The organism is Hymenobacter setariae, from assembly GCF_007713685.1.
GTDB classification, from domain to species: domain Bacteria; phylum Bacteroidota; class Bacteroidia; order Cytophagales; family Hymenobacteraceae; genus Hymenobacter; species Hymenobacter setariae.
The window spans coordinates 334,168-354,485 of record NZ_VMRJ01000002.1; the positions used below are offsets into that span (position 1 = coordinate 334,168).

Here is a 20,318-nt window from a genome sequence, read left to right on the forward strand (position 1 = left end):
CAAAAAGAAGGGCCACCACCTAAGGGCTATTTCTTCGCTGAGGCTTTATTCCTGATTTGGCTATTGGTAAACCTTCTGATAAAACTGCTGGTAGCCGGCCACGTCGCCCGCCTCCTGCAGTAAGGTCAGGTTAGCTAGGCTGATGACGATGGCTTGGTAGCCTTGGCCGCGCAGGCGTGCCAGCGGCGACTGTGGCCCGCGCAGCTTAGTAGCGTAGCTCTGGGCTACTTTGGCACCCGGCAAAGTCCGTACCACCACCACTTCTTGGTCAGCACCTAGGGGCTGCGCTGCTGACACCACGAGGTTGCTGGCTCGAAAGAATTTGCTGTTATACGCCGTGAGTTGCGCTACTAGGTCGGCCGTCGGGGCTGTGCCCTTGGGGTAAACCAGCGCTACGGCGTGGGCAGCGCTTAGCTGCGTAGTGTAAGCTACGGCTGGTGCCGGCGCTGGTGTTACTGGCGCTGGAGTAGGGGCTGGCGCCACCGCAACTGGTGAATTAACAGATGGGGTAGCAACAGGTGCTGGCGCCACAGGCGTACCAGAGGCCGGCGGGACAACGTTTGGTAAGGCGTTGCTAACCGTATCCTTGGCAGCAGGAGCTGGCGTACGCTTGCCTGGCGCTACGCGCGGGCGACGAGCGGCGGCTCGCTTGATGGGAGAAGTGGCCGCGGCAGTCGTCGTCGGCAGTGAAGTTGGCACTGGGGTAGTGCTAGGTACAGGCGCAGGGGAAGTAGGTAGGGTGGCGGGTGCCGGGGTATCCATAGCAGGCGGTAAGTCGTCCTCTTCGATGCGCAGACGGTTATTTACCTCGCCCGGCCGGAAAATGGAGACTACTGGCTTGTCGGTCGAAGCTAGCGCACCAGCCAGCTGCCCCTCTGCTGCTTTCTTATAGGAGTCGGCGAGGGCCTTGGCCAGCGGCACAAGCGGGCTGCTAGGGTAGTCAATATAAAACTGCTCGACGGCAGCGCGGGCCGTGAGCGGCGGCTGCGTGCGAATGGCCAGCAGGGTGCGCAGGTAGGCCATGCGGTCGTTTAAGTCGCTCTTGGGGTACTTGCGCTCGGTGCGCATTAGCACAGCTTTAGCCTTAGTAAAATTTTGCTCTTTATAGAGCGTGAAGGCTGAATCGAGCTGGGCGGCCACGGCATTGTGCAGGGCCAACTCGTGCTCGCGGTAGCGCGGGTCAGCAATGAGCTTGGCGTAGGTCGAGCTAGGGAACTCGCGCTGGAGCGCACTGGCATACAAGGAGGTTTTCTCGGCGTCGGGTAGGCCTTTGTAGTAGAGGTAAAGCAAGTAGTAGGCCTCGGGCGCGTTAGCGCCACGCGGGTAGCGGGTTACTTGCTTAGTATAAGTTTCGTAGCCGCGGGCAGGCTCTTTTAGCAGTTCCTTGTAAATGCCACCTAGCTCGTACATAGCCGCCTCGGTCTGGATATTCGAGGCTTCTAGCTTGTCGGGAGTGCTAGGCAGCGCAGCGCGGTACTGCGCCACGAGGCTTTGCTGCGCGGCAGCGGGGTCTGGGGCGGCAGGGGCGTTAGTGCCAGCGGGCCCTAGGTCGCCATTCACGCGGGTTTGGGTATTGCCCGTGATGCTGGGCGGGACGCCGCCGTTCTGCTGAGTATTGGGCGAGTTGCTAGGCTGGTTCACGGTGCGCCAGTTGTCGCGCAGGCCACGGTCGCCCCAACGTCGGATGAAGTCGGCCCGTGCCGTGCTTAGCGAAGTGGGGTTGTCGAAATACCAGAGAGCGCCCGCTGCCACGGCATTGTTAGGGTCGTAGGCATTAGGATTACTGATATCGCGCTGGTTGCCGCTGAGGGCGCTCGGTACACCGGGTGCACCTTGGGCCTGCGCTTGCTGGGCCCGTTGCTGTGCTTTCTGGAGCGCCAAGGCTTTCTCGGCAGCCACACGTTTGGCTTCTAGCTCCTCGGCGGCATACTTGGCCAAGCGTTGCTCTAGCTCGGCGGCGGGCAGGCGCACCAAGGCTTGCAGGCTATCCTGCGTTTCAATAATGGTGTACTGCTTGGCAAATTCCTTTAGAATACCCGCTCGCTCCTGAATGGCGGCGTAAGTCGGGTTGTCTTTCGGCATGGCCTGCGTGGTGCTGTCGTAGTAAGCAGCTGCCAAGCGGTATTTCTGCAGGTTTTCGTAGTAGATGCGGCCCGCCAGCAGATACGTGTAGCCCTGCTGCGACTTGTTGGTGGTAGTGGCCTTGGCCGAGGTGCGTAGCAGCCCTAGGGCATCGGTGTAGCGTTGCTGGCGATAGGCCAGCCGGGCCATCTCGTAGTAGATTTTGTCGTGGTACTCTTTATTCTTGGGGTCCTTCAGCAGGCCCGCAAAGTACTTGTCGAGCCGCGCTGTGTTTTGGCTGTTGAGCTCCGACACTTGGCCTAGCATCAGCTTGGCGAAAAAATCGAGCTCGTAGGGTGGGTTACGCTTGAGTATTTCGTTAAGCTGTGCGGTGGCTTCTTTATCCTGACCCTGCCCTTGGTAAAGCTGCGCCAAGATGTAGCGGGTGCGAGAGCGCTCGTTTTTAACTGGTATAAGTGGCACGGCGCGCTCAAGCTGCTCAATGGCGGCCTTAGGCTCTTGCTGCTGCAAAAAATATTCGGCGCGGGTCAGAAACAGCTCGCGGGCATCTTTGCGCAGGCCCATCTCGCGGTCGAGCAGGTCCGATACGGCCTTGGCGTTGTCTAGCTGCTTGGTCACCAAAAAGCTACGCATCAGGCCAATAAGCGCCTCTTGCTTGGCAAACGGGTCCTTGCTGGTACTGTTCACGTACTTAAACGTCAGTACCGCGTCGTCGAACTCCATCTTGTAGAAACGTGCCCAGCCTACTAGCAGGTAGGCATCGTCGGTCCAGTCAGAGCCCGGCCGGTGCTGAATGGGCAACGAGGCTTTTTTAATAATGTCGTTGAGGTCGGCACGCGTGGCGCGCACCGTGCCACTATCCAGCGTCGGGAAGAGCGGCAGCACGCGGTTGTAGTCGTTGCCCCGGCCTTTGTAGAGTGTAGCTTCGGTGGCCCATAGCTTTTCGCGGGCCAAGAAAAAGCCGTTGTCGCGGGCGGCCACGTTGTTGAGGGTGTGGCTCACCAGCGACTTGTCGGAGGCGCAGCCACCTAGGGCCAGGCCCACCAGCACCACCAGCCAGCACCACGAAAGTCGGGAAAGGGAAACGAGTCGAGTCAAAGCCACAGAAAAGCCAGGGAAGGATACGGAGGGCACAACGCCGCACCGGGGCTAGCCGGTTCGGCTGCCACCAGGCACAACGCCCGCCAACTCGTAAAATTACGCCTTGCCCCGCCGAAACTCGCTGTCGGCGCCCGCGTAGCTTACCTACCCACTCTTCTGCTTACTCCCATGGCTACCAACCCGCTGCCACCCCGCGATACCGACCCTACGCCTTCTACCGACCGCCTGCGCTCGTTTACCAAGTACTCGGGCATTGCGTTTCAAATGCTGGCTACCATTGGCCTGAGCGCCTGGGCGGGCACTTGGCTCGACCGCCACTTTCAAACTAAAAACCCCTGGTGGACTATCGGCCTGATGCTATTTGGCGTATTGGCGGCACTCTATCAGGTTATTCGCGGGCTAACCAAAGGCGACTAATAGGCCATCTAACATTGGTTGATAAGCAGAGTGCAGCCAGGCGCCTCACATAGCGCGGTAGCCTTAGAGGTTGAGGCAAATGCGTTATGCATAGTGCTTTGCCGTGTTTTACTCAGCCGAACTCATTTTTAACCAATGACCTAGTAAGCTTTAAGCAGCTACATAGGCTAACGAAAACCTTTTTGCCTTGATTGATGTATGTACATTAAATGTTGATACATTGGTGTATATTTGTGCACCGAATCAGTAGTAGCAGCTTATCCTCGTCTCCAACCTCACCATTATGAACACGCACTTTTTCCCCGCTGGCGACCGCGGCCTTAAGGATATCGGCTGGCTGCAAAGCCATCTCACATTCAGCTTTGGTCCCTACGCCAACCCCGAGCGCAATGGGTTTGGTCTGCTCAAAGTCTTCAACGACGACTTTGTGGCGCCCGGCAAGGGCTTTGGCCTGCACGCGCACGCCAACATGGAAATCATTTCGGTGCTACTGGCCGGCACGATGAACCACAAGGATTCCCTAGGGTATTCGGAGGTGATTCCGGCCGGAGGCGTGCAGATAATGAGCGCCGGCTCGGGCCTGCGGCACGAAGAATACAACGTAGGCGATGATGAGGTAAACTTTTTGCAAATCTGGATTGAGCCCAAGCTCCAAAACGTGACGCCGCGCTACCAGCGCCGCCAGTTTCCGGAAGAGCAGCGCGCCAATCAACTTACTACCATCGTGAGCAATGAGGAGGGCACGGCACACTGCTGGATAAACCAGAATGCCAAGCTGTCCCTAGGTTATTACACGGAGGCACACAGCCTCGACTACAGCTTCGCGCCTGCCAATAAGATGCTCTACGTGTTTGTCATCAGCGGCACGGTGCGCATAAACGACGAAGTACTGGGCCGCCGCGATGCCCTAGGTATCTGGAATACGCATGGCCCCGTGCACCTCGACTGCGCTGCCGATACGCGTTTCCTGCTCATCGAGGCACCTATCAATCACTAGGTTCTAGGCAGGTTGCCACGAGCAACAAGCCGTCTAGTTAGCATAATAAGTTTTTGATTGTCATGGAAAATAATATCCTAGGCCTGCATCATATCACGGCCATTGCCAGCAACGCTCAGCGCAATTTTAACTTCTATACCAAGGTGTTGGGCCTGCGCTTCCTGAAGCGGACGGTTAATTTTGATGCGCCCGATACTTATCACTTCTACTTTGGCGATGAAGTAGGGTCGGCAGGCACTATCCTCACGTTTTTCCCGTGGGAAAATATGACGCCCGGTCGCCGCGGCCCCGGCCAAGCCACCGAAATTGGCTATGCTGTGCCCAAAGGCAGCCTCGACTTCTGGCAAAAGCGCTTCGAGGCCAATGGCGTGACCTACAATAAGCCCGCCGAGAAGTTTGGCGAGCGCTACCTCACCTTCCTCGACCCCGACGGCCTCAAGCTAGAGCTGACCGAAGTAGCCGACGACTCGCGCACGCCCTGGGCCACGGCCGACGTGAGCGCTGACGTAGCCACCCGCGGCTTCCACCACATTACGCTCACCCTGAGCGATGTGAAAGCCACTGCTGCGGTACTCACCGACGTATTTGGCTACCGGCTGGTGGCCCAGCATGTCAACCGCTTCCGCTACGCCACCGATGCCCTAGGTACCGCTAACATCGTGGAACTGGTGGCTGCCCCCGGCGAGGCTCGTGGCCACGTAGCGGCCGGCTCGGTGCACCACGTAGCCTTCCGGGTGAAGGACGACGCCACCCAGCTGTACTTCCGCGACCTCTTGATTAAGAAGGGCTTCCAGGTAACGCCTCAGATTGACCGACAGTACTTCCACGCCATGTACTTCCGCGAGCCGGGCGGCGTGCTGTTTGAAGTAGCCACCGACAACCCCGGCTTTATGGTCGATGAGCCGCTGGCCGAACTAGGTACCCACCTCATGCTGCCGCCACAGTACGAAAGCCAGCGCGCTGCCATTGAGGCGCACCTGCCGGTACTGGGCTAGCAATTGAATTTTAGTATCCAACACTAGACTGTCCTTACGAGCGCAGCAACCGCACCTGCTAAGCTCGTAAGGACAGTCTAGTGTTGCACAAAGTATTAAGTATGAATTATTCTGCTTTTCAGCCGCTCACTTATATCTACCAGCCCACGCCCGGGGCAATGCGCACTTTGCTACTACTGCACGGCACGGGTGGCGACGAGCGCGACTTGCTGCCGCTGGCCGCTCATTTCGGCTCCGACTTTAATGTGCTAAGTGTGCGTGGCAATGTGCAGGAAGGTGGCATGCCGCGGTTTTTTCGCCGCCTAGGTATGGGTGTGTTCGATGAGGCCGATGTAGTGTTTCGCACCCACGAGCTGGCCGATTTTATAGGCAAGGTGGCCGCGCAAGAAGGGTTCGACCCCGCACAAATTATTGCCGTGGGATATTCCAACGGGGCCAATATTGCAGGCGGCTTACTGATGCTTTACCCCGGCCTGCTGGCGGGCGCAGTGCTGTGGCGGCCTATGCAACCCCTGGTGCAAGAGGTGCCCGCGTTTGAGACGCCACGCCCAGTGCCAGTGTACTTCGCGGCCGGCCAGCACGACCCTACCGTGCGCCCCGCTGCTACTGAAGCTTACGCTGCTTTGCTGGCGCAAGGCGGCTACCAGCTCACGCGGCGCGATGCACCTACTGGCCACAACCTCACGCAGGCTGACCTCACCGGTGCCGTAGCGTGGATGGCTGCGAACTTTCCGGCGGCCTAGGCAGCTCGCCGCCGTAGGCTGAGAGGCAATATATTGCGCGTCTATGCGCTACTCTTTACGGCCTCGCTCACTTGCTACATGGTTGCTTTGCTGGCTCACCGCCAGCTACCTAGGTGCCTTCACGTGCCAAGGGCAGCCCCAAGCTGCCCGCCCGCCCGCGCTGACTACCACCCGCGTGGCAGTGCTGCGCAATGAAGGAGAGCTGCTTCCGCTGCAGCGCCTCGACACGTTGCGGCTGGCTACAATACAGGCACGAGTCCGGCCCGAGCGCAAAGCATTTGACTTCAGCTGGTACCTCGCGCAGGATGTGCGCGACTACGCGCCTACCATCTCGGTAGTAGGGCCTAGGTCGGCCGATGCAACTCAGCTTCGTCGATGCAACCTCTTGCTGCTGGCCTTGCCCGAAGGCGGCGCTCACGACCGGGCGGTGGTGCGCCAACTGCTGGCACTGCGCAAAAAGCTAGTAGTGCTTGTATTTGATAGCACAGCACTGGCTACACTGCCCGAACTGCGCCAAGCTGCGGCCGTGGTGTTGGTGAAAGAGCGTAGCATGAAAGCTTGCAACCAGGCCGTACAAGTAATTTTTGGGGGGATGGGCGCAGCGGGGCAAGTATCGCTTGCAGTAGCCCAGGCGGGCCTAGGGCCGGCGCAACCCACACGTGGCGGGCTGCGCCTAGCCTATGCTTCGCCGCGGGCAGCGGGCCTGCGCACTGATTTGCCCGAACTGGTCGATTCGCTCATGAAGCAAGCGCTAGAGGCAGGTGCTTTTCCGGGCGGGCAAGTGATTGTGGCGCGGCACGGCGTAGTTGCCCTTAACCGCAGCTATGGGGTGCAGCAATTACCGCCCACCCCTCAACCGGTGCCAGTACTCAATAGTACGCTTTACGATTTTGCGTCGCTCACCAAGATAATGGCCGCGCTGCCGGCTCTTATGCGCCTGCAAGACCTAGGGCTGTTTGGACCCGACTACACAATGGGCGCGCTGTTTGACTTCTTGAAAGGAACGGACAAGCAAGACCTGCGCCTGCGCGACGTGCTGGCGCACCAGGCGCGGCTCAAGCCCTTCATTCCCTTCTGGCAGAGTTATGTGCAGCCCGATGGCCGCTTACAGCCGCAGTTTTTTCGGCCCGACTCGTCGGCGCAGTTTCCGCTGCCAGTAGGCCAGAGGCTGTGGGGCAGCCGGGCACTGCCGAGCCGCATTTACCAGGGCGTAGCCACGTCGCCGCTCAATGCCCAGCCGGGCTACGTGTACTCCGACTTTTCCTTTATGCTGTACCCGTACTACGTGCAGCAAGCCACTGGCCTGCCGCTCGACCGGTTTCTGGAAAAGGAAATTTACGGGCCCCTAGGTGCCGGTACGCTGGGTTTTAACCCGCTACGGCGCTTCCCTTTGAGCCGCATTGCCCCCACCGAGTACGACTCGCTGTTTCGCAAAAAGCTGGTGCACGGCACTGTGCACGATGAAAACGCCGCTATGCTGGGCGGTGTAAGCGGCCACGCGGGGCTCTTTGGCACCGCCAATGACTTAGCCAAGCTGGTACAGCTTTTCTTGTGGCAGGGGCGTTACGGTGGGCAGCAGCTTATCAAGACCGAAACGCTAACTGAGTATACAAGCTGCCAGTTTTGCCCTACCAACCGCCGGGCCCTAGGCTTCGATAAGCCCGACCCGAAGAACCCCGCCCTCAACGCAGCGCGCAGCGCCAGCCCGCGCAGCTACGGCCACACGGGCTTTACGGGCACGTATTTCTGGGTCGAGCCCGACCAAGATTTATTCGTGATTCTGCTCACCAACCGCGTCAACCCTACGCGCCGCAACGGCAAACTCGGCGAGCTTGGGGTGCGCTCGGCGCTGTTGCAGCTAGCCATTGAGAGTGCCCTACCGGGGCAGTAGCCCTAGGGTAGATACTTACTTACAAAGCGGGTGAGGGGCTCTGGCGCCCGCGTGGAAGGACATTACGGCTGCGTTATCAAAAATTATGTGCACATTTATGCTGCTTACCAAGCTGGTGATGTGGCCTAATGTGTAGGAGATAAATGTTTGCTGATTAAGTGTTTGTTTTAGTTTAGTGGGTGCATCTGAACGGTATTTATGCCGCGCTTCTTTTCCTTATTTCCTTCTTTTTTCCTGTTTCCATGAAGAAATTTTACTGGCTACCATTTGCATTGCTGCCAGGTGCGCTAGTGGCGCCTCCCGGCCACGCGCAAACTGCCCCCGGTGCGGCGGCCCCAGCCCCGGCTGGCACCATCACCGGGGTGGTGCGGCAATCGACCGACCGCACCCCACTGCCCGGTGTGAACGTGATAGTGAAGGGCACCAATAATGGCACTGCCACCGATGCTAATGGGCGCTACACACTCAGCGGCGTGCCCGCCGAGGCTACGCTGGTGTTCAGCTTTGTGAGCTACGTGTCGGTAGAGCGCCGCGCCGATGGCAGCGCCCTCGACGTGACGCTAGCCGCCGACGCTCGCGACCTCGACGAGGTTGTAGTACTGGGCTACGGCATCAAGCAAGAGCGGCGCGACCTCGTGACGGCCGTGCAGGAAGTAACCAGTAAAGACATCATCGACTCGCGCCAGCCCAACATCGTCAATGCGTTGCAGGGTAAAGTGGCGGGCGTCAACATCACCTCGTCGGGCGGCGGGGCGGGTGAAGGGGCTAGCATCGTCATTCGGGGCGGCACCTCGCTCGATGGCGACAACCAGCCGCTGTTTGTCATCGACGGGATGATAATGGACAACTCGTCTTTTCAGGAAAGCACGGCGCCGGGAGGCGGCTCGGCCTTCAACGGCCTCCTAGGTCGCTCGGTGGGAGCCTCTAACCGCGCTGGTGACCTCAACCCCGAAGACATCGCCTCCATGACGGTGCTAAAGGGGCCGGCCGCTGCCGCGCTCTACGGCCTGCGGGCGGCTAATGGTGCTGTGGTTATCACGACCAAGAAGGGCCAGGCTGGCCGCACACAGCTCAACTTCCGCAGCCAGGTGTCGGTAGATGAGGTGAACCGACTGCCCAAGATGCAGGACCAATACGCACAGGGGTCCGATGGTATTGCCAGCGGTAATGCCCGCACCTCGTTTGGGCCACGCTTCCAACCCGGCCAGCCCATCTACGACAACCTAGGGGATTTCTTTCGCAAGGGGTATTCCTACCAGAATTTCGTGAACATGTCGGGCGGCTCCGACAAGGTTAGCTTCTTCGCCTCGGCCTCCAACTTGCAGCAAACCGGCGTCACGCCCCAAAGCAAGTACGACAAGACCACCGTGCGCTTGTCGGGCTCGGCCCAGATTTCGCCCAAGTTCAGTGTCACTGGTTCGGCACAGTACCTCAACTCGGGTGCCACGCGCCCGCTGCAAGGGCCGGGCCTGCTCACTACGGCGGGCACCAGCTCGGGGGGCTTCATGCTGAGCCTACTAAATTGGCCGCGCAATGACGATGCTCGCAATTACCTCAACCCCGATGGGAGCCGCCGCCGCCTGCTGCCCATAGGCAGCGGCCTCGATGCCGACGCCGACAACCCATATTGGAGCGCCGAGCGCAATCCGCAAACCGACCGCACCAACCGTTTTGTAGGCAACGTGCAACTGAGCTTCTCGCCTGTGAAATGGCTGACGCTAAGCCATAACCTTGGCACCGACTGGTACACCTCGCGTAGTACATCGGTGCGGGCCGTGGGCACCTCGCAGGCTAGCAACCAGAATGGCGGCATTGCCGAAACCGTAGACCAGAACCGCGTGACGACGGCCACTACACTGGCTACATTCTCGCACGAGTTTGGCGAGAAGCTGCGTGGCTCATTCATCCTAGGTAATACTATCGAGGAAAACCGCGATGAAGCGGTTGATTACCAAGGCCTGATTTTTCAAAACCCGAACTTTATCGGTCTCAACAATACGGTGACGCGTAGCGCCTTGCAGCGCGACTCGAAGCGCCACCTCATCGGCAATTTTGCCCGCTTATCGGCCAGCCTCTTCGACCAGGTGACGGTGGAGCTGCAAGCCCGCTACGACCAATCGTCGACCCTGCCGCGGCCCGACGAGGGCAAGGTATTCGGCAAGGGCTTTCTGTATGGCTCGGCGGCGGCCGGCTACGAGTTTACCAAGGTCCTAGGTCTCGACCAGAACCCTATCCTGAACTATGGAAAGATTCGCGCCAGTGTGGCCGAGGTGGGCCGCGACACTGGCCCCTACCGCGTGCTTTCGCCGCTCACTACCAACACGTACATCGGCGGTGGCTTCCGCAACGATTTCTATGGCTCTAACCCTCTGTTGAAGCCCGAGCGCACTCGCACCTACGAAGCTGGCATCAACTTGCAGTTCTTCAAAAATCGGCTCAGCTTCGATTTCAACTACTACCGCTCGCGCACTGTTGACCAGCTTATTGCGCCCCGCGTAAGCCAAGCTACGGGCTTTATTTTGCAGTATATCAATGGCGGCGTAGTGACCAATGAAGGCCAGGAAATCAGTCTCAGCGGCACACCAGTACGCACCAGCTCGGGCTTCAACTGGGACATCCTGCTCAACTTCTACCACAACACTAACAGAGTCGAGAGCCTGCCCTCGCCGCTGACAGTGGTGTACCAGTCCGATACCTTTATCACGAACGTGCACGAGGGTGGCGCCTTCCCCGGTAAGCCCATTTCGGGTATTGCTGCTACCGATTTTGTGCGCGTTAATGACCCTAGCAGCCCCTACAATGGGCAAGTAGTCATCAACGCTAACACGGGCTTCCCCACCGTCAATTCCAACTTTGTGTACGCCGGCAACCGGGCGCCTCGCTTCACTACGCAGCTTACCAACACGTTTGCTTACAAAGGATTATCGCTAAGTACGCTGTTTGACTTCCGCGTGGGCGGTGTAGTGGTCAATGGCAACGACTACTACCAGACTACAGTGGGCACTTCCAATCGCACCCTCGACCGCTATAAAACGGTGGTATTCGATGGCGTAGTCGCCACGCGCGATGCTAGTGGCAATACCACCTACGCGCCGAACACTCGCCCTACCGAACTGACTCAGAACTACTATACGTCGGTGCTCGGCACGGTAGGCACGCCTTTTATCGAAGATGGCTCGTGGGCACGCCTGCGTTACGTCACGCTAAGCTATGCCTTGCCTACCCGTTGGCTAGGGGGCAGCAGCTCCTTCTTGAAAGGTATCGAGCTAAGCGTGACTGGCCGCAATCTCGTGCTTCTCACCAAGTACACCGGTGCCGACCCCGAAACGGCGTCGGCCGGGGCGGGCGTGCGCGGCGGCGGCTCGGGTGGCATCGACTACGGCAACATCCCCGCCACCCGCGGCGTGGACATGGGCCTACGGGTTAATTTCTAACTGCCTAGGGTCTGAAGCACGAGGCTTGCCGCGAGGCAAGACCGGGCAGACCCACTGCAATAGCTTCTTCTTAAATGAAAAAATATCTTCTCCTCCTCGGGCTGTGTAGCGCTGGTCTGGCGCTGACGTCGTGCGAGAAATACCTCGACGTTAACAATAACCCAAACAACCCCGTCGTCTCGACGCCCAACTTCCTGCTGCCGGGTATCATTTCTAATGGCATTCAAACGCAGATGTTCACGGCGCTGCGCACGCCCTACATCACGCAGTATGTGGTGAGCCGCACCGCCAATAGCGGCGGTAATGAGCAATACTACTTTACCAATGCTCAGAGTACTAACACGTTCAATTATTCTTACTTCCAGTCGGGCGGTAACATTCCGCCCATGATAGCGGCCGCGCAGGCCGAAGGCTCGGTGTACTACGTGGGTGCGGGTAAGATTATGCAGGCGCTCATCCTGGCCCACGCCACCGATATGCTCGGCGACGTGCCCTACTCCGAAGCCTACCAAGGCGGTAATAACTACACGCCCAAATACGATTCGCAGCAGCAGATTTACGCCACCATCAACCAGCTCTGCGACGAAGGCATCGTAGAAATGCAAAAGCCTGCTTCGGCCAACGTGCGGCCGTTGTACAGCACAGCTCCCAGCGAAAGCGGCGATATTCTATATAAAGGCGACGTTAGCAAGTGGGTCCGTTTGGCTTATTCACTGAAAGCACGCCAAGCCCAGCACCTTACTAAAAAGCAGAACTATGACCCTGCTGCGGTGCTGGCCCTTTGTGATAAAGGCTTCACCTCTAGCGCCGACGATGCCCAACTAAACTATCAGGTGCCGGTGTTGCCCCTCGCTAACACGACCAATATCTTTGGTCCTACGCGGGCGAACTTTGGCGGGGCTACTTTCACGACCAACGTGGTGAAGTACCTGAATGGGACGACGTATCCTGGCGTAGTAGACCCACGCTGGGGCATCTTAGTGCCTACTACCAGTACTGGCGTTGACCCTGGCATTGGCACTGCAGCCGTTAATACGGGCATCAATGTCACGCCTGGCGTCACGCCGGCCGTCACCGACTTCTACGGTAGTTGGTATGCCCGCGACCTAGGGTACTTCGAAGTCATCACCTACCACGAGTTGAAGTTCATTGAGGCCGAAGCTGCCTTCCGAGCGGGCAATTTGCAGCGGGCCTACGACGCCCTGCGAGCAGGAGTGCGGGCGCACATGGCTAAAGTTGGGGTAGGGGGTACTTACTCACCGCCACCAGTGACGTTCCCCACCATCACCGCCGCCCAAATAAATACCTACCTAGCCTCGGCGGCCATGCCCCAATCGCCTTCGGCGGTTACACTGCCTCAGATAATGCAGCAGAAATACCTAGCGATGTTCCTCAATCCTGACGTGTGGTCGGACCTGCGGCGCCTAGATTTTCGGTCGGATATCTACGTCAACTTCGTGTATCCCTCCCGCGCCAATCCGGTGCTAGCAGCTGGTACTACAGCTACCACGCGCTTCCCACGGCGCCTGCTACCCGGTGCCACTGAGGTCACTTACAATCCGTCCGCCATTGCCAAGCTCTTCAGCGATGCTGGTGCAACTGCCAACGATGACTATGTCACTAAACCACTGTGGTTTGACATGCCCTAGGTCCCCACTTTTTAATTGAGCTATTTATGAATGCGTTACCTAAGCGTCTCCTGCTGTTGCTGGCAGGGCTAGGCCTGCTAGCCGGCTGTAAAAAGGACCTAGATACCTACTACACACCACAGAATGCTCCGGGCTTCTTCAATATCGGTATTCTGGGCACCACTTTCAACACCACATTTGCCACCAAATACGGGCCTGGCAAAAGTATACCCATTACGGTAGCTTATAACCAAACCGATAACCCAGCTACCGTCACAGTTTTTCAGGCTACCAAGACGGATTCGATGCAGGTAGGCAGCTACCCGGTTAGTGGGTCGTTTAACCAGACGTTCCAAACGACTACGCAGACTATTCCCTACGTAGTTCCTACCACCTACGCTCTTAACACAGCCGTGCGGCTCGATATCACGATGACTTTCGCAGACGGTGCTCAGCGCCGGCGGCGCATCAATTACACCATCGCTAACTAGGTAGTAGCTGCCCGTTTTGGTGCCTAATTGGCCCCGCTGGCTCCGGTCAGTGGGGCCTTTTGGTGTAGAAAAGGTGAGTTGTGCCGACCTTTGCGCCCCGTTTGCTTGCAACTAGCTGATTTTACTTACTATGACGCGCTCGTTTTGGACGCAGTTTGCTGCGCTTGTACTAGCCAGCTATGCCGTGCTTTTCGGGTTGCGAGCGTGGCTCGGGCCCGCTGTAGTGCACCCATTAGCGCCCTATGTCCTAGGTGGGTTATTGGCGGTCACGTTGCTCACTTATTGGCTTACGGCGCGCTTCGTGTCGCGCTCTGCCGATAACTTTTTAGGAGCCTATTTTGGTGGGGTAGTATTGCGGCTAATGCTGTCGCTGGTTATCGTGCTGGTGTATTTCTACAGGGGTGGTGCGCACGAGGGCCGTGGCACTTGGGCTTTCCTTGGAGTGTTCTTTGTGAGCTACTTTCTGGGTGCTGGCTTTGAAATTTGGGCTATTTTTAGTAACTTGCGCCCGTTTTCCAAGAAGCAAGTCCCGGAAGAATAGCAATTTATCAACGGACTCGCATTTTAATTAGTTTTTAATGAAGCGGTTACTAACCCTACTTTTCTGCCTTTGCACGTTTGCCGGCTTCGCAGCCGAACCCACCGAAGGGGGCGAAAAAGAGGAGGCGTTCAACCCCGGTGAGATGATTTTGCACCACATCGGCGATTCGCACGAGTGGCACTGGTTCTCGACCGACAACAACGAATTCACTTCCTATCTGCCCATCATTGCCTATCGTCCCGGCAAAGGCCTCTCGGTGTTCTCCTCAAAGCACTTGATAAAAGGCGCGGAAGAGACTGAAAACCCCGCCGCCACGGCTAAGACGACCGAGGAATCTGAAGGCCCGGTGTATGAAGGTCTTCGGCTACACCACGAAGAGTTAGTAGCTACCGATGGAAGCCCGGTGTATGATTTCTCCATCACCAAGAATATAGCGGCGCTTCTAGGTAGCAGCTTGCTGATGCTGGTGCTGTTCCGCTACATAGCTAGCAACTACGCTAAAAACCAGGGCCGTGCGCCAAAAGGTATTCAGTCTTTCTTCGAGCCCATCATCGTTTTTATCCGCGATGAGATAGCCAAGAAGTCTATTGGGCCGAAGTATGAGCGGTATATGCCTTACCTGCTCACCCTGTTCTTTTTCGTGTGGTTTAATAACCTGCTAGGTCTCACGCCTGGGGCAGCTAACCTTACGGGCAATGTGAACATCACTTTCACACTGGCTATCATCACGCTGGCTGTGACCCTGTTCAGCAGCAATAAAAACTATTGGGGGCACATTTTTAATACCCCTGGTGTACCCAAGCTGCTGCTGCCTATCATGATTCCCGTGGAGGTAATTGGCATTTTCGTGAAGCCATTTTCCTTGATGGTTCGTCTTTTTGCGAATATCACGGCCGGTCACATCGTAATTTTGAGCTTCATTAGCCTCATTTTCATCTTCCGTTCGCCGGCAGTTGCTCCAGTATCCCTAGCGTTTGGTTTGTTTATCAATGTGCTAGAGCTGCTAGTAGCCATCTTGCAGGCTTACATCTTCACGCTGCTGACTGCCATGTACATTGGCGGAGCAGTGGAGGAGCATCACCACGATGAGGAACACTCACTTGACCTGCGCACTGGCCACGCTGATAGTGTTATTCCTAGCCCCACTGCTCACTAATCCCTAGGTTGCTTTTCATTGGGTAGTCGAGTTGATTGCCCTCCTTTTGTTTTTTCATTTCCCCACACTTTCCCTCTTTTTTATGTTGCTCTCTCTGTTACTGCAGATTGCTAATGCCACTGGTCTGGCTGTATTTGGTGCTGCTATTGGTGCTGGTCTGGTAGCCCTCGGCGCTGGCCTCGGCATTGGCCGCATCGGTGGTCAGGCAATGGAAGCCATTGGCCGTCAGCCGGAAGCTTCGGGCAAAATCCAAACTGCCATGCTAATTGTGGCCGCTCTTATTGAAGGTCTGGCCCTGTTCGCAGTAGTAGTCTGCCTGCTGATTTCGTTCAAGCTCTAAGAATAGAGATGGCACCGGGCAGCCCGCTGCGCGTCGCTTCGGCGTAGGGCGCGGCGGGCTGTTTGCGTGAAGGTAGCCAGCTGATAATGTGCTGGATGTGAAAGCTTGGAAGGTAGCCTGCTAAGGCGTATTAATTTCCAATCCTATTCCATTTACCACGTGCTCTGCATTTACCCCCGATAGTTAATCTCTATTCATCATGGAAATTGTAACCCCCAAGTTAGGCCTCATTTTTTGGCAGCTGGTCATCTTCCTGCTGGTTCTTTTCCTGCTAGCTAAGTTTGCTTGGAAGCCGATTCTGGTAGCTCTGCGCGACCGTGAAGACAGCATCGACAATGCGTTGCGCATGGCCGAGCAGGCTAAGCTAGAAATGCAGAATCTGAAAGCCGGCAACGAAAAACTGCTGGCCGATGCTCGTCACGAGCGTGACCAGATGCTGAAGGAAGGTCAAAATATCGCCAATCAGCTTGTTGAGAAGGCTAAGACGGATGCCACTGAAGAAGCTAACCGCATTGCCCAGCAGGCGCGCGAGTCTATTCAGCAAGAAAAAAACCAAGCTTTAGCCGAGGTGCGCAATACTGCAGCGCAACTCAGCGTCGACATCGCTGAGCGCTTGCTGCGCCGCGAGCTGGCTGACCCCGCTGCTCAGCAAAAGCTAGTTGACGAGTACCTCAAGGACGTAAAATTGAATTAAGCTGTTAGCTGTTGGCTGCTAGCTAGTAGTTTCTTAGCGAGACATAACAATTAGCAGCCAACAGCTAAAAGCTAACAGCTAAATCAAAATATGGCCGACCAACAAGTAGCCGCCCGCTACGCGAAGTCCTTGCTGGACCTAGCTCAGGAGCAGGGCACTTTGGCAACGATTAAGCAGGACATGGACTTGCTGGCCACTACCATGGCTGGTAGCCGCGACCTGCGCTTGTTGCTACGCAATCCAATTGTGAAGCACGACAAGAAACTAAGCATCCTCAATGCTGTGTTTAATGGTAAGGTATCGGATATGCTATTGCGATTCTTCCAAATCGTGACAAGCAAAAACCGTGAGGATACGCTTGAATTTATTGGTAGCGAGTTTTTAAAGCAGTACAATGCACTAATGGGTGTGCAAGTAGCCGAAGTAACGTCGGCCGTACCCCTGACGCCTGCGACCCGCGCCGAGATTGAAAAAATGGTGACCCAGCAAACCGGACTCACTCAGATTTCGCTCACCGAGAAGGTGGATGCTTCGCTGATAGGTGGCTTTGTGCTGCGTGTTGGCGACCGGCAAATTGATGATTCGGTACGTGGGGGCCTGCGCCGCTTGCGCACCTCGCTCACCGACAAGACTTATACTCCCAGCTTAAACTAATATTCTCATGGCAGAAGTACGCCCGGACGAAGTTTCCGCCATCCTGCGGCAGCAGCTGTCCAATTTTAAATCGGCCGCCGAGCTGGAAGAAGTCGGCACTGTGCTGCAGGTTGGTGACGGCGTGGCCCGTATCTACGGCCTGTCGCACGCCCAGTCGGGTGAGCTAATCGAGTTTGAGAACGGCCTGCAAGGCCTAGTGCTTAACCTCGAAGAAGACAACGTAGGTGCTGTATTGCTCGGCGACTACGCCGAAATCCGGGAAGGCGACACGGTTCGCCGTACCAATAAAATTGCCGCTATCCAAGTAGGCGAGGGCATCGTAGGCCGCGTAGTGAATACCCTAGGGCAGCCTATCGACGGCCGTGGTCCTATTCAGGGTGCTACTTACGAAATGCCGCTAGAGCGCAAGGCTCCTGGTGTAATCTTCCGCCAGCCCGTAACTGAGCCACTGCAAACTGGTATCAAGGCTATCGACGCCATGATTCCGATTGGTCGGGGCCAGCGCGAGCTGATTATCGGTGACCGCCAGACTGGTAAGTCTACCGTAGCACTTGACGCTATCCTCAACCAGCGTGAGTTCTACGACCGCGGTGAGCCTGTTTTCTGCATCTACGTAGCCGTAGGACAGAAAGCTTCGACGGTTGCTCAGGTAGTGAACGCCCTTACCAAAGGCGGCGCTATGGACTACACGGTTGTGGTGTCGGCTTCGGCTTCGGACCCCGCTCCAATGCAGTTCTACGCTCCCTTCACGGGTGCTGCAATTGGCGAATATTTCCGCGATACGGGTCGCCCGGCGCTGGTAGTTTATGACGACTTGTCGAAGCAGGCTGTGGCATACCGCGAGGTGTCGCTATTGCTACGTCGTCCTCCCGGACGTGAGGCATACCCCGGCGACGTTTTCTATCTGCACAGCCGCCTATTGGAGCGCGCCGCTAAAATCAACGCTTCGGACGAGATTGCGCGCAACATGAACGACCTGCCCGAAAGCCTGAAGCCACTGGTAAAAGGTGGTGGGTCGCTGACGGCGCTACCGCTCATCGAAACGCAGGCTGGTGACGTATCGGCTTATATCCCGACCAACGTAATCTCGATTACGGATGGCCAGATATTCCTCGAAACCAACCTCTTCAACTCTGGTGTACGCCCTGCCATCAACGTGGGTATCTCGGTAAGCCGCGTAGGTGGCAATGCCCAGATTAAGTCGATGAAAAAGGTATCGGGTACGCTGAAGCTTGACCAAGCGCAGTTCCGCGAGCTAGAAGCTTTCGCTAAGTTCGGCTCAGACCTTGATGCTTCGACCAAACTCACCATTGAGCGTGGTCGTCGCAACCTGGAGATTTTGAAGCAGCCCCAGTTTTCGCCGGTGAAGGTGGAAGACCAGGTAGCTATCATTTATGCTGCTACCAACGGCCTGCTCGACACCGTACCTGTTAACCGTGTACGTGAGTTTGAGAAGGAGTTTACGCAAGTGCTCAATGCCCGCCACCCCGACGCGCTGAAAGCCCTAAAGGCTGGCAAGCTCGATGACGCGGTAACTGGTGCCCTGCGCCAAACTGCCAAAGACGTAGCAGCTAGCTACGCCGCGTAAGTAAGCTAGTAGTTGCTGGCTATTAGCTGTTCGCTTTCGAAAGGAAAGCGCGGCTAATAGCCAGCAATTTTTGCTCCTAACGCCCCTGATTACTTCAGTTACTCTATTCAATAAGCTAACAGCTAACCGCTAGTAGCTAACCGCTCCATCAAATGGCTAGCTTAAAAGAAGTTCGCTCGCGCATCCAGTCGGTTTCGAGCACGCAGCAGATTACCAAAGCCATGAAAATGGTGGCGGCAGCTAAGCTGCGCCGGGCTCAGGACAATATTATTCGGATGCGCCCCTATGCCCAGCGCCTCACCAGCATTCTGGCTAACCTGACGCGCACCACTACCGACGAGATGGTGAGCGAATACGGCGAAGTGCGCGATGTGCGCCGGGTGCTGGTTATCGCTATTACCTCGGACCGCGGCTTGGCTGGTGCCTTTAATGCCAACGTATTTAAAGGAGTAAACGCGCTGATTGCCGCGCGCTATGCCAGCCTACCGGTGGGTAATATTTCGGTGATGGCTATCGGCAAGAAAGCCCACGATTATTATGGCCGGCGCAATATGCTAGTGGGTAACTACACCCACGTATTTACTAAGCTCTCGTTCGATACAGTGCGCGTAGCTGCTGAGGAAGCTATGCGTGGCTTCACCGAAGGCACCTACGATGAGGTGGTGATGGTTTACAATGAGTTCAAGAACGTAGCTACGCAAGTAGTACAAGCTGAACAATTGTTGCCCCTAGTACCTACGGAAGTGCCCGCTGGGACACCTAGTGCCAATGAGCCGGCTAATAGCATCGACTATATTTTTGAGCCGAGCAAAGAGGAGATTATTAAGACACTCATTCCGCAAAGCTTAAAGATTCAGCTTTACAAAGCTGTGTTGGAAAGCAACGCCTCGGAGCACGGTGCTCGCATGACGGCGATGGATAAAGCTACCGATAATGCCGGTGAACTGCTGAAGTCTTTAAAATTGACGTATAACCGCACGCGTCAAGCTGCTATTACGACCGAAATTCTTGAAATCGTAGGCGGGGCTGAGGCCCTGGCAGCTGGGCGATAAGCTTTAGTTTAACAAGTTTTGCAGCGCTATTAAAAAAGGCGCCCTAGCTCATGAGCTAGGGCGCCTTTTTTAATAGCGCTGCTGAGCAAGACGAACTTAACGCTGAGTTAAATCAACTTAGAAATAATAGGTACCGAATACCTTTAGCAAAGCTTGACATACTCCTTACTGGCTTAAGAGCTAGCCCTAGGTATGGTCTTTTAATAGCTTGTACTGTGTGCGGCTAACGGGGCATTTGGCGCTTATAACGCTTTTGCTGTGCTACCTAGTACAGGTGATAGCCTTATATGTAACCTTTTCAGGCATAGCTATCGTAAGGGGGTAACGGTGCCTAATAAAGAATAGCGGTACTAAAATGTATAAGTGAGGTTAGGACTCTTGGTGGAAAGCAATGCTGCCATTACTTTTGTCCAACCTGCTCTTCTTACTATGAAATCAAAGCTTTCCAAACGTCCAGCTGCTACAACTAACACCCTGGCTGCGCGGCGGCGCGAAGTAGAAAATGCATTGTTAG

General features: G+C 56.4%; 16 protein-coding genes. 15 read left to right on the forward strand and 1 reads right to left on the reverse strand.

All coding sequences use genetic code 11. The features are described 5' to 3' along the window. Positions 1-60 precede the first annotated feature (60 nt). Entirely contained in the window at positions 61-3,180 is a 3,120-nt protein-coding gene (porW, locus tag FNT36_RS07915) for a type IX secretion system periplasmic lipoprotein PorW/SprE (protein WP_144846184.1), read from the reverse strand. A gap of 171 nt (positions 3,181-3,351) precedes the next feature. Here porW and FNT36_RS07920 point away from each other — a divergent pair, with 171 nt between their 5' ends. From FNT36_RS07920 to atpG, 15 genes are all read left to right on the forward strand, one after another. Next, on the forward strand, positions 3,352-3,600 hold the full coding sequence (locus tag FNT36_RS07920) for an AtpZ/AtpI family protein (RefSeq protein WP_144846186.1): 249 nt from the start codon (positions 3,352-3,354) through the stop codon (positions 3,598-3,600). Positions 3,601-3,883: 283 nt separating this feature from the next. Beyond that, positions 3,884-4,597: a pirin family protein gene (locus FNT36_RS07925; protein ID WP_144846188.1), complete on the forward strand. Its 714-nt coding sequence runs from the start codon at positions 3,884-3,886 to the stop codon at positions 4,595-4,597. A gap of 62 nt (positions 4,598-4,659) precedes the next feature. Then, positions 4,660-5,592, forward strand: a complete 933-nt coding sequence (locus FNT36_RS07930; protein WP_144846190.1) for a ring-cleaving dioxygenase — start codon at positions 4,660-4,662, stop codon at positions 5,590-5,592. 101 nt (positions 5,593-5,693) lie between these two features. After that, positions 5,694-6,335 (forward strand): alpha/beta hydrolase, encoded by a 642-nt coding sequence (locus FNT36_RS07935; RefSeq protein WP_233635771.1) that lies wholly within the window; start codon positions 5,694-5,696, stop codon positions 6,333-6,335. A gap of 43 nt (positions 6,336-6,378) precedes the next feature. After that, a complete protein-coding gene (locus tag FNT36_RS07940; RefSeq protein WP_144846192.1) occupies positions 6,379-8,226 on the forward strand; it encodes a serine hydrolase domain-containing protein in 1,848 nt (615 codons plus the stop codon). A 242-nt stretch (positions 8,227-8,468) separates the two neighbouring features. Then, positions 8,469-11,660, forward strand: coding sequence for a SusC/RagA family TonB-linked outer membrane protein (locus FNT36_RS07945; RefSeq protein ID WP_144846194.1), 3,192 nt, complete (start codon positions 8,469-8,471; stop codon positions 11,658-11,660). A 74-nt stretch (positions 11,661-11,734) separates the two neighbouring features. After that, positions 11,735-13,309 carry a SusD/RagB family nutrient-binding outer membrane lipoprotein gene (locus FNT36_RS07950; RefSeq protein ID WP_144846196.1) on the forward strand — a complete coding sequence of 525 codons (1,575 nt, stop codon included), beginning with the start codon at positions 11,735-11,737 and terminating at the stop codon, positions 13,307-13,309. Between the two features lie 26 nt (positions 13,310-13,335). Continuing rightward, positions 13,336-13,779, forward strand: a complete 444-nt coding sequence (locus FNT36_RS07955) for a hypothetical protein (protein WP_144846198.1) — start codon at positions 13,336-13,338, stop codon at positions 13,777-13,779. 130 nt (positions 13,780-13,909) lie between these two features. Beyond that, complete coding sequence (locus tag FNT36_RS07960; RefSeq protein WP_144846200.1) at positions 13,910-14,320, forward strand: hypothetical protein; 411 nt, start codon at positions 13,910-13,912, stop codon at positions 14,318-14,320. 37 nt (positions 14,321-14,357) lie between these two features. Then, on the forward strand, positions 14,358-15,476 hold the full coding sequence (gene atpB / locus FNT36_RS07965) for a F0F1 ATP synthase subunit A (RefSeq protein WP_144846202.1): 1,119 nt from the start codon (positions 14,358-14,360) through the stop codon (positions 15,474-15,476). An 82-nt stretch (positions 15,477-15,558) separates the two neighbouring features. After that, positions 15,559-15,816 carry an ATP synthase F0 subunit C gene (atpE, locus tag FNT36_RS07970; protein WP_144846205.1) on the forward strand — a complete coding sequence of 86 codons (258 nt, stop codon included), beginning with the start codon at positions 15,559-15,561 and terminating at the stop codon, positions 15,814-15,816. Positions 15,817-16,015: 199 nt separating this feature from the next. After that, positions 16,016-16,510: a F0F1 ATP synthase subunit B gene (locus FNT36_RS07975; protein WP_144846207.1), complete on the forward strand. Its 495-nt coding sequence runs from the start codon at positions 16,016-16,018 to the stop codon at positions 16,508-16,510. A gap of 90 nt (positions 16,511-16,600) precedes the next feature. After that, a complete protein-coding gene (gene atpH / locus FNT36_RS07980) occupies positions 16,601-17,164 on the forward strand; it encodes an ATP synthase F1 subunit delta (protein WP_144846209.1) in 564 nt (187 codons plus the stop codon). A gap of 7 nt (positions 17,165-17,171) precedes the next feature. Further along, positions 17,172-18,752: a F0F1 ATP synthase subunit alpha gene (atpA, locus tag FNT36_RS07985; protein ID WP_144846211.1), complete on the forward strand. Its 1,581-nt coding sequence runs from the start codon at positions 17,172-17,174 to the stop codon at positions 18,750-18,752. 152 nt (positions 18,753-18,904) lie between these two features. Next, positions 18,905-19,804, forward strand: coding sequence for an ATP synthase F1 subunit gamma (gene atpG, locus FNT36_RS07990; protein ID WP_144846213.1), 900 nt, complete (start codon positions 18,905-18,907; stop codon positions 19,802-19,804). Positions 19,805-20,318 lie beyond the last annotated feature (514 nt).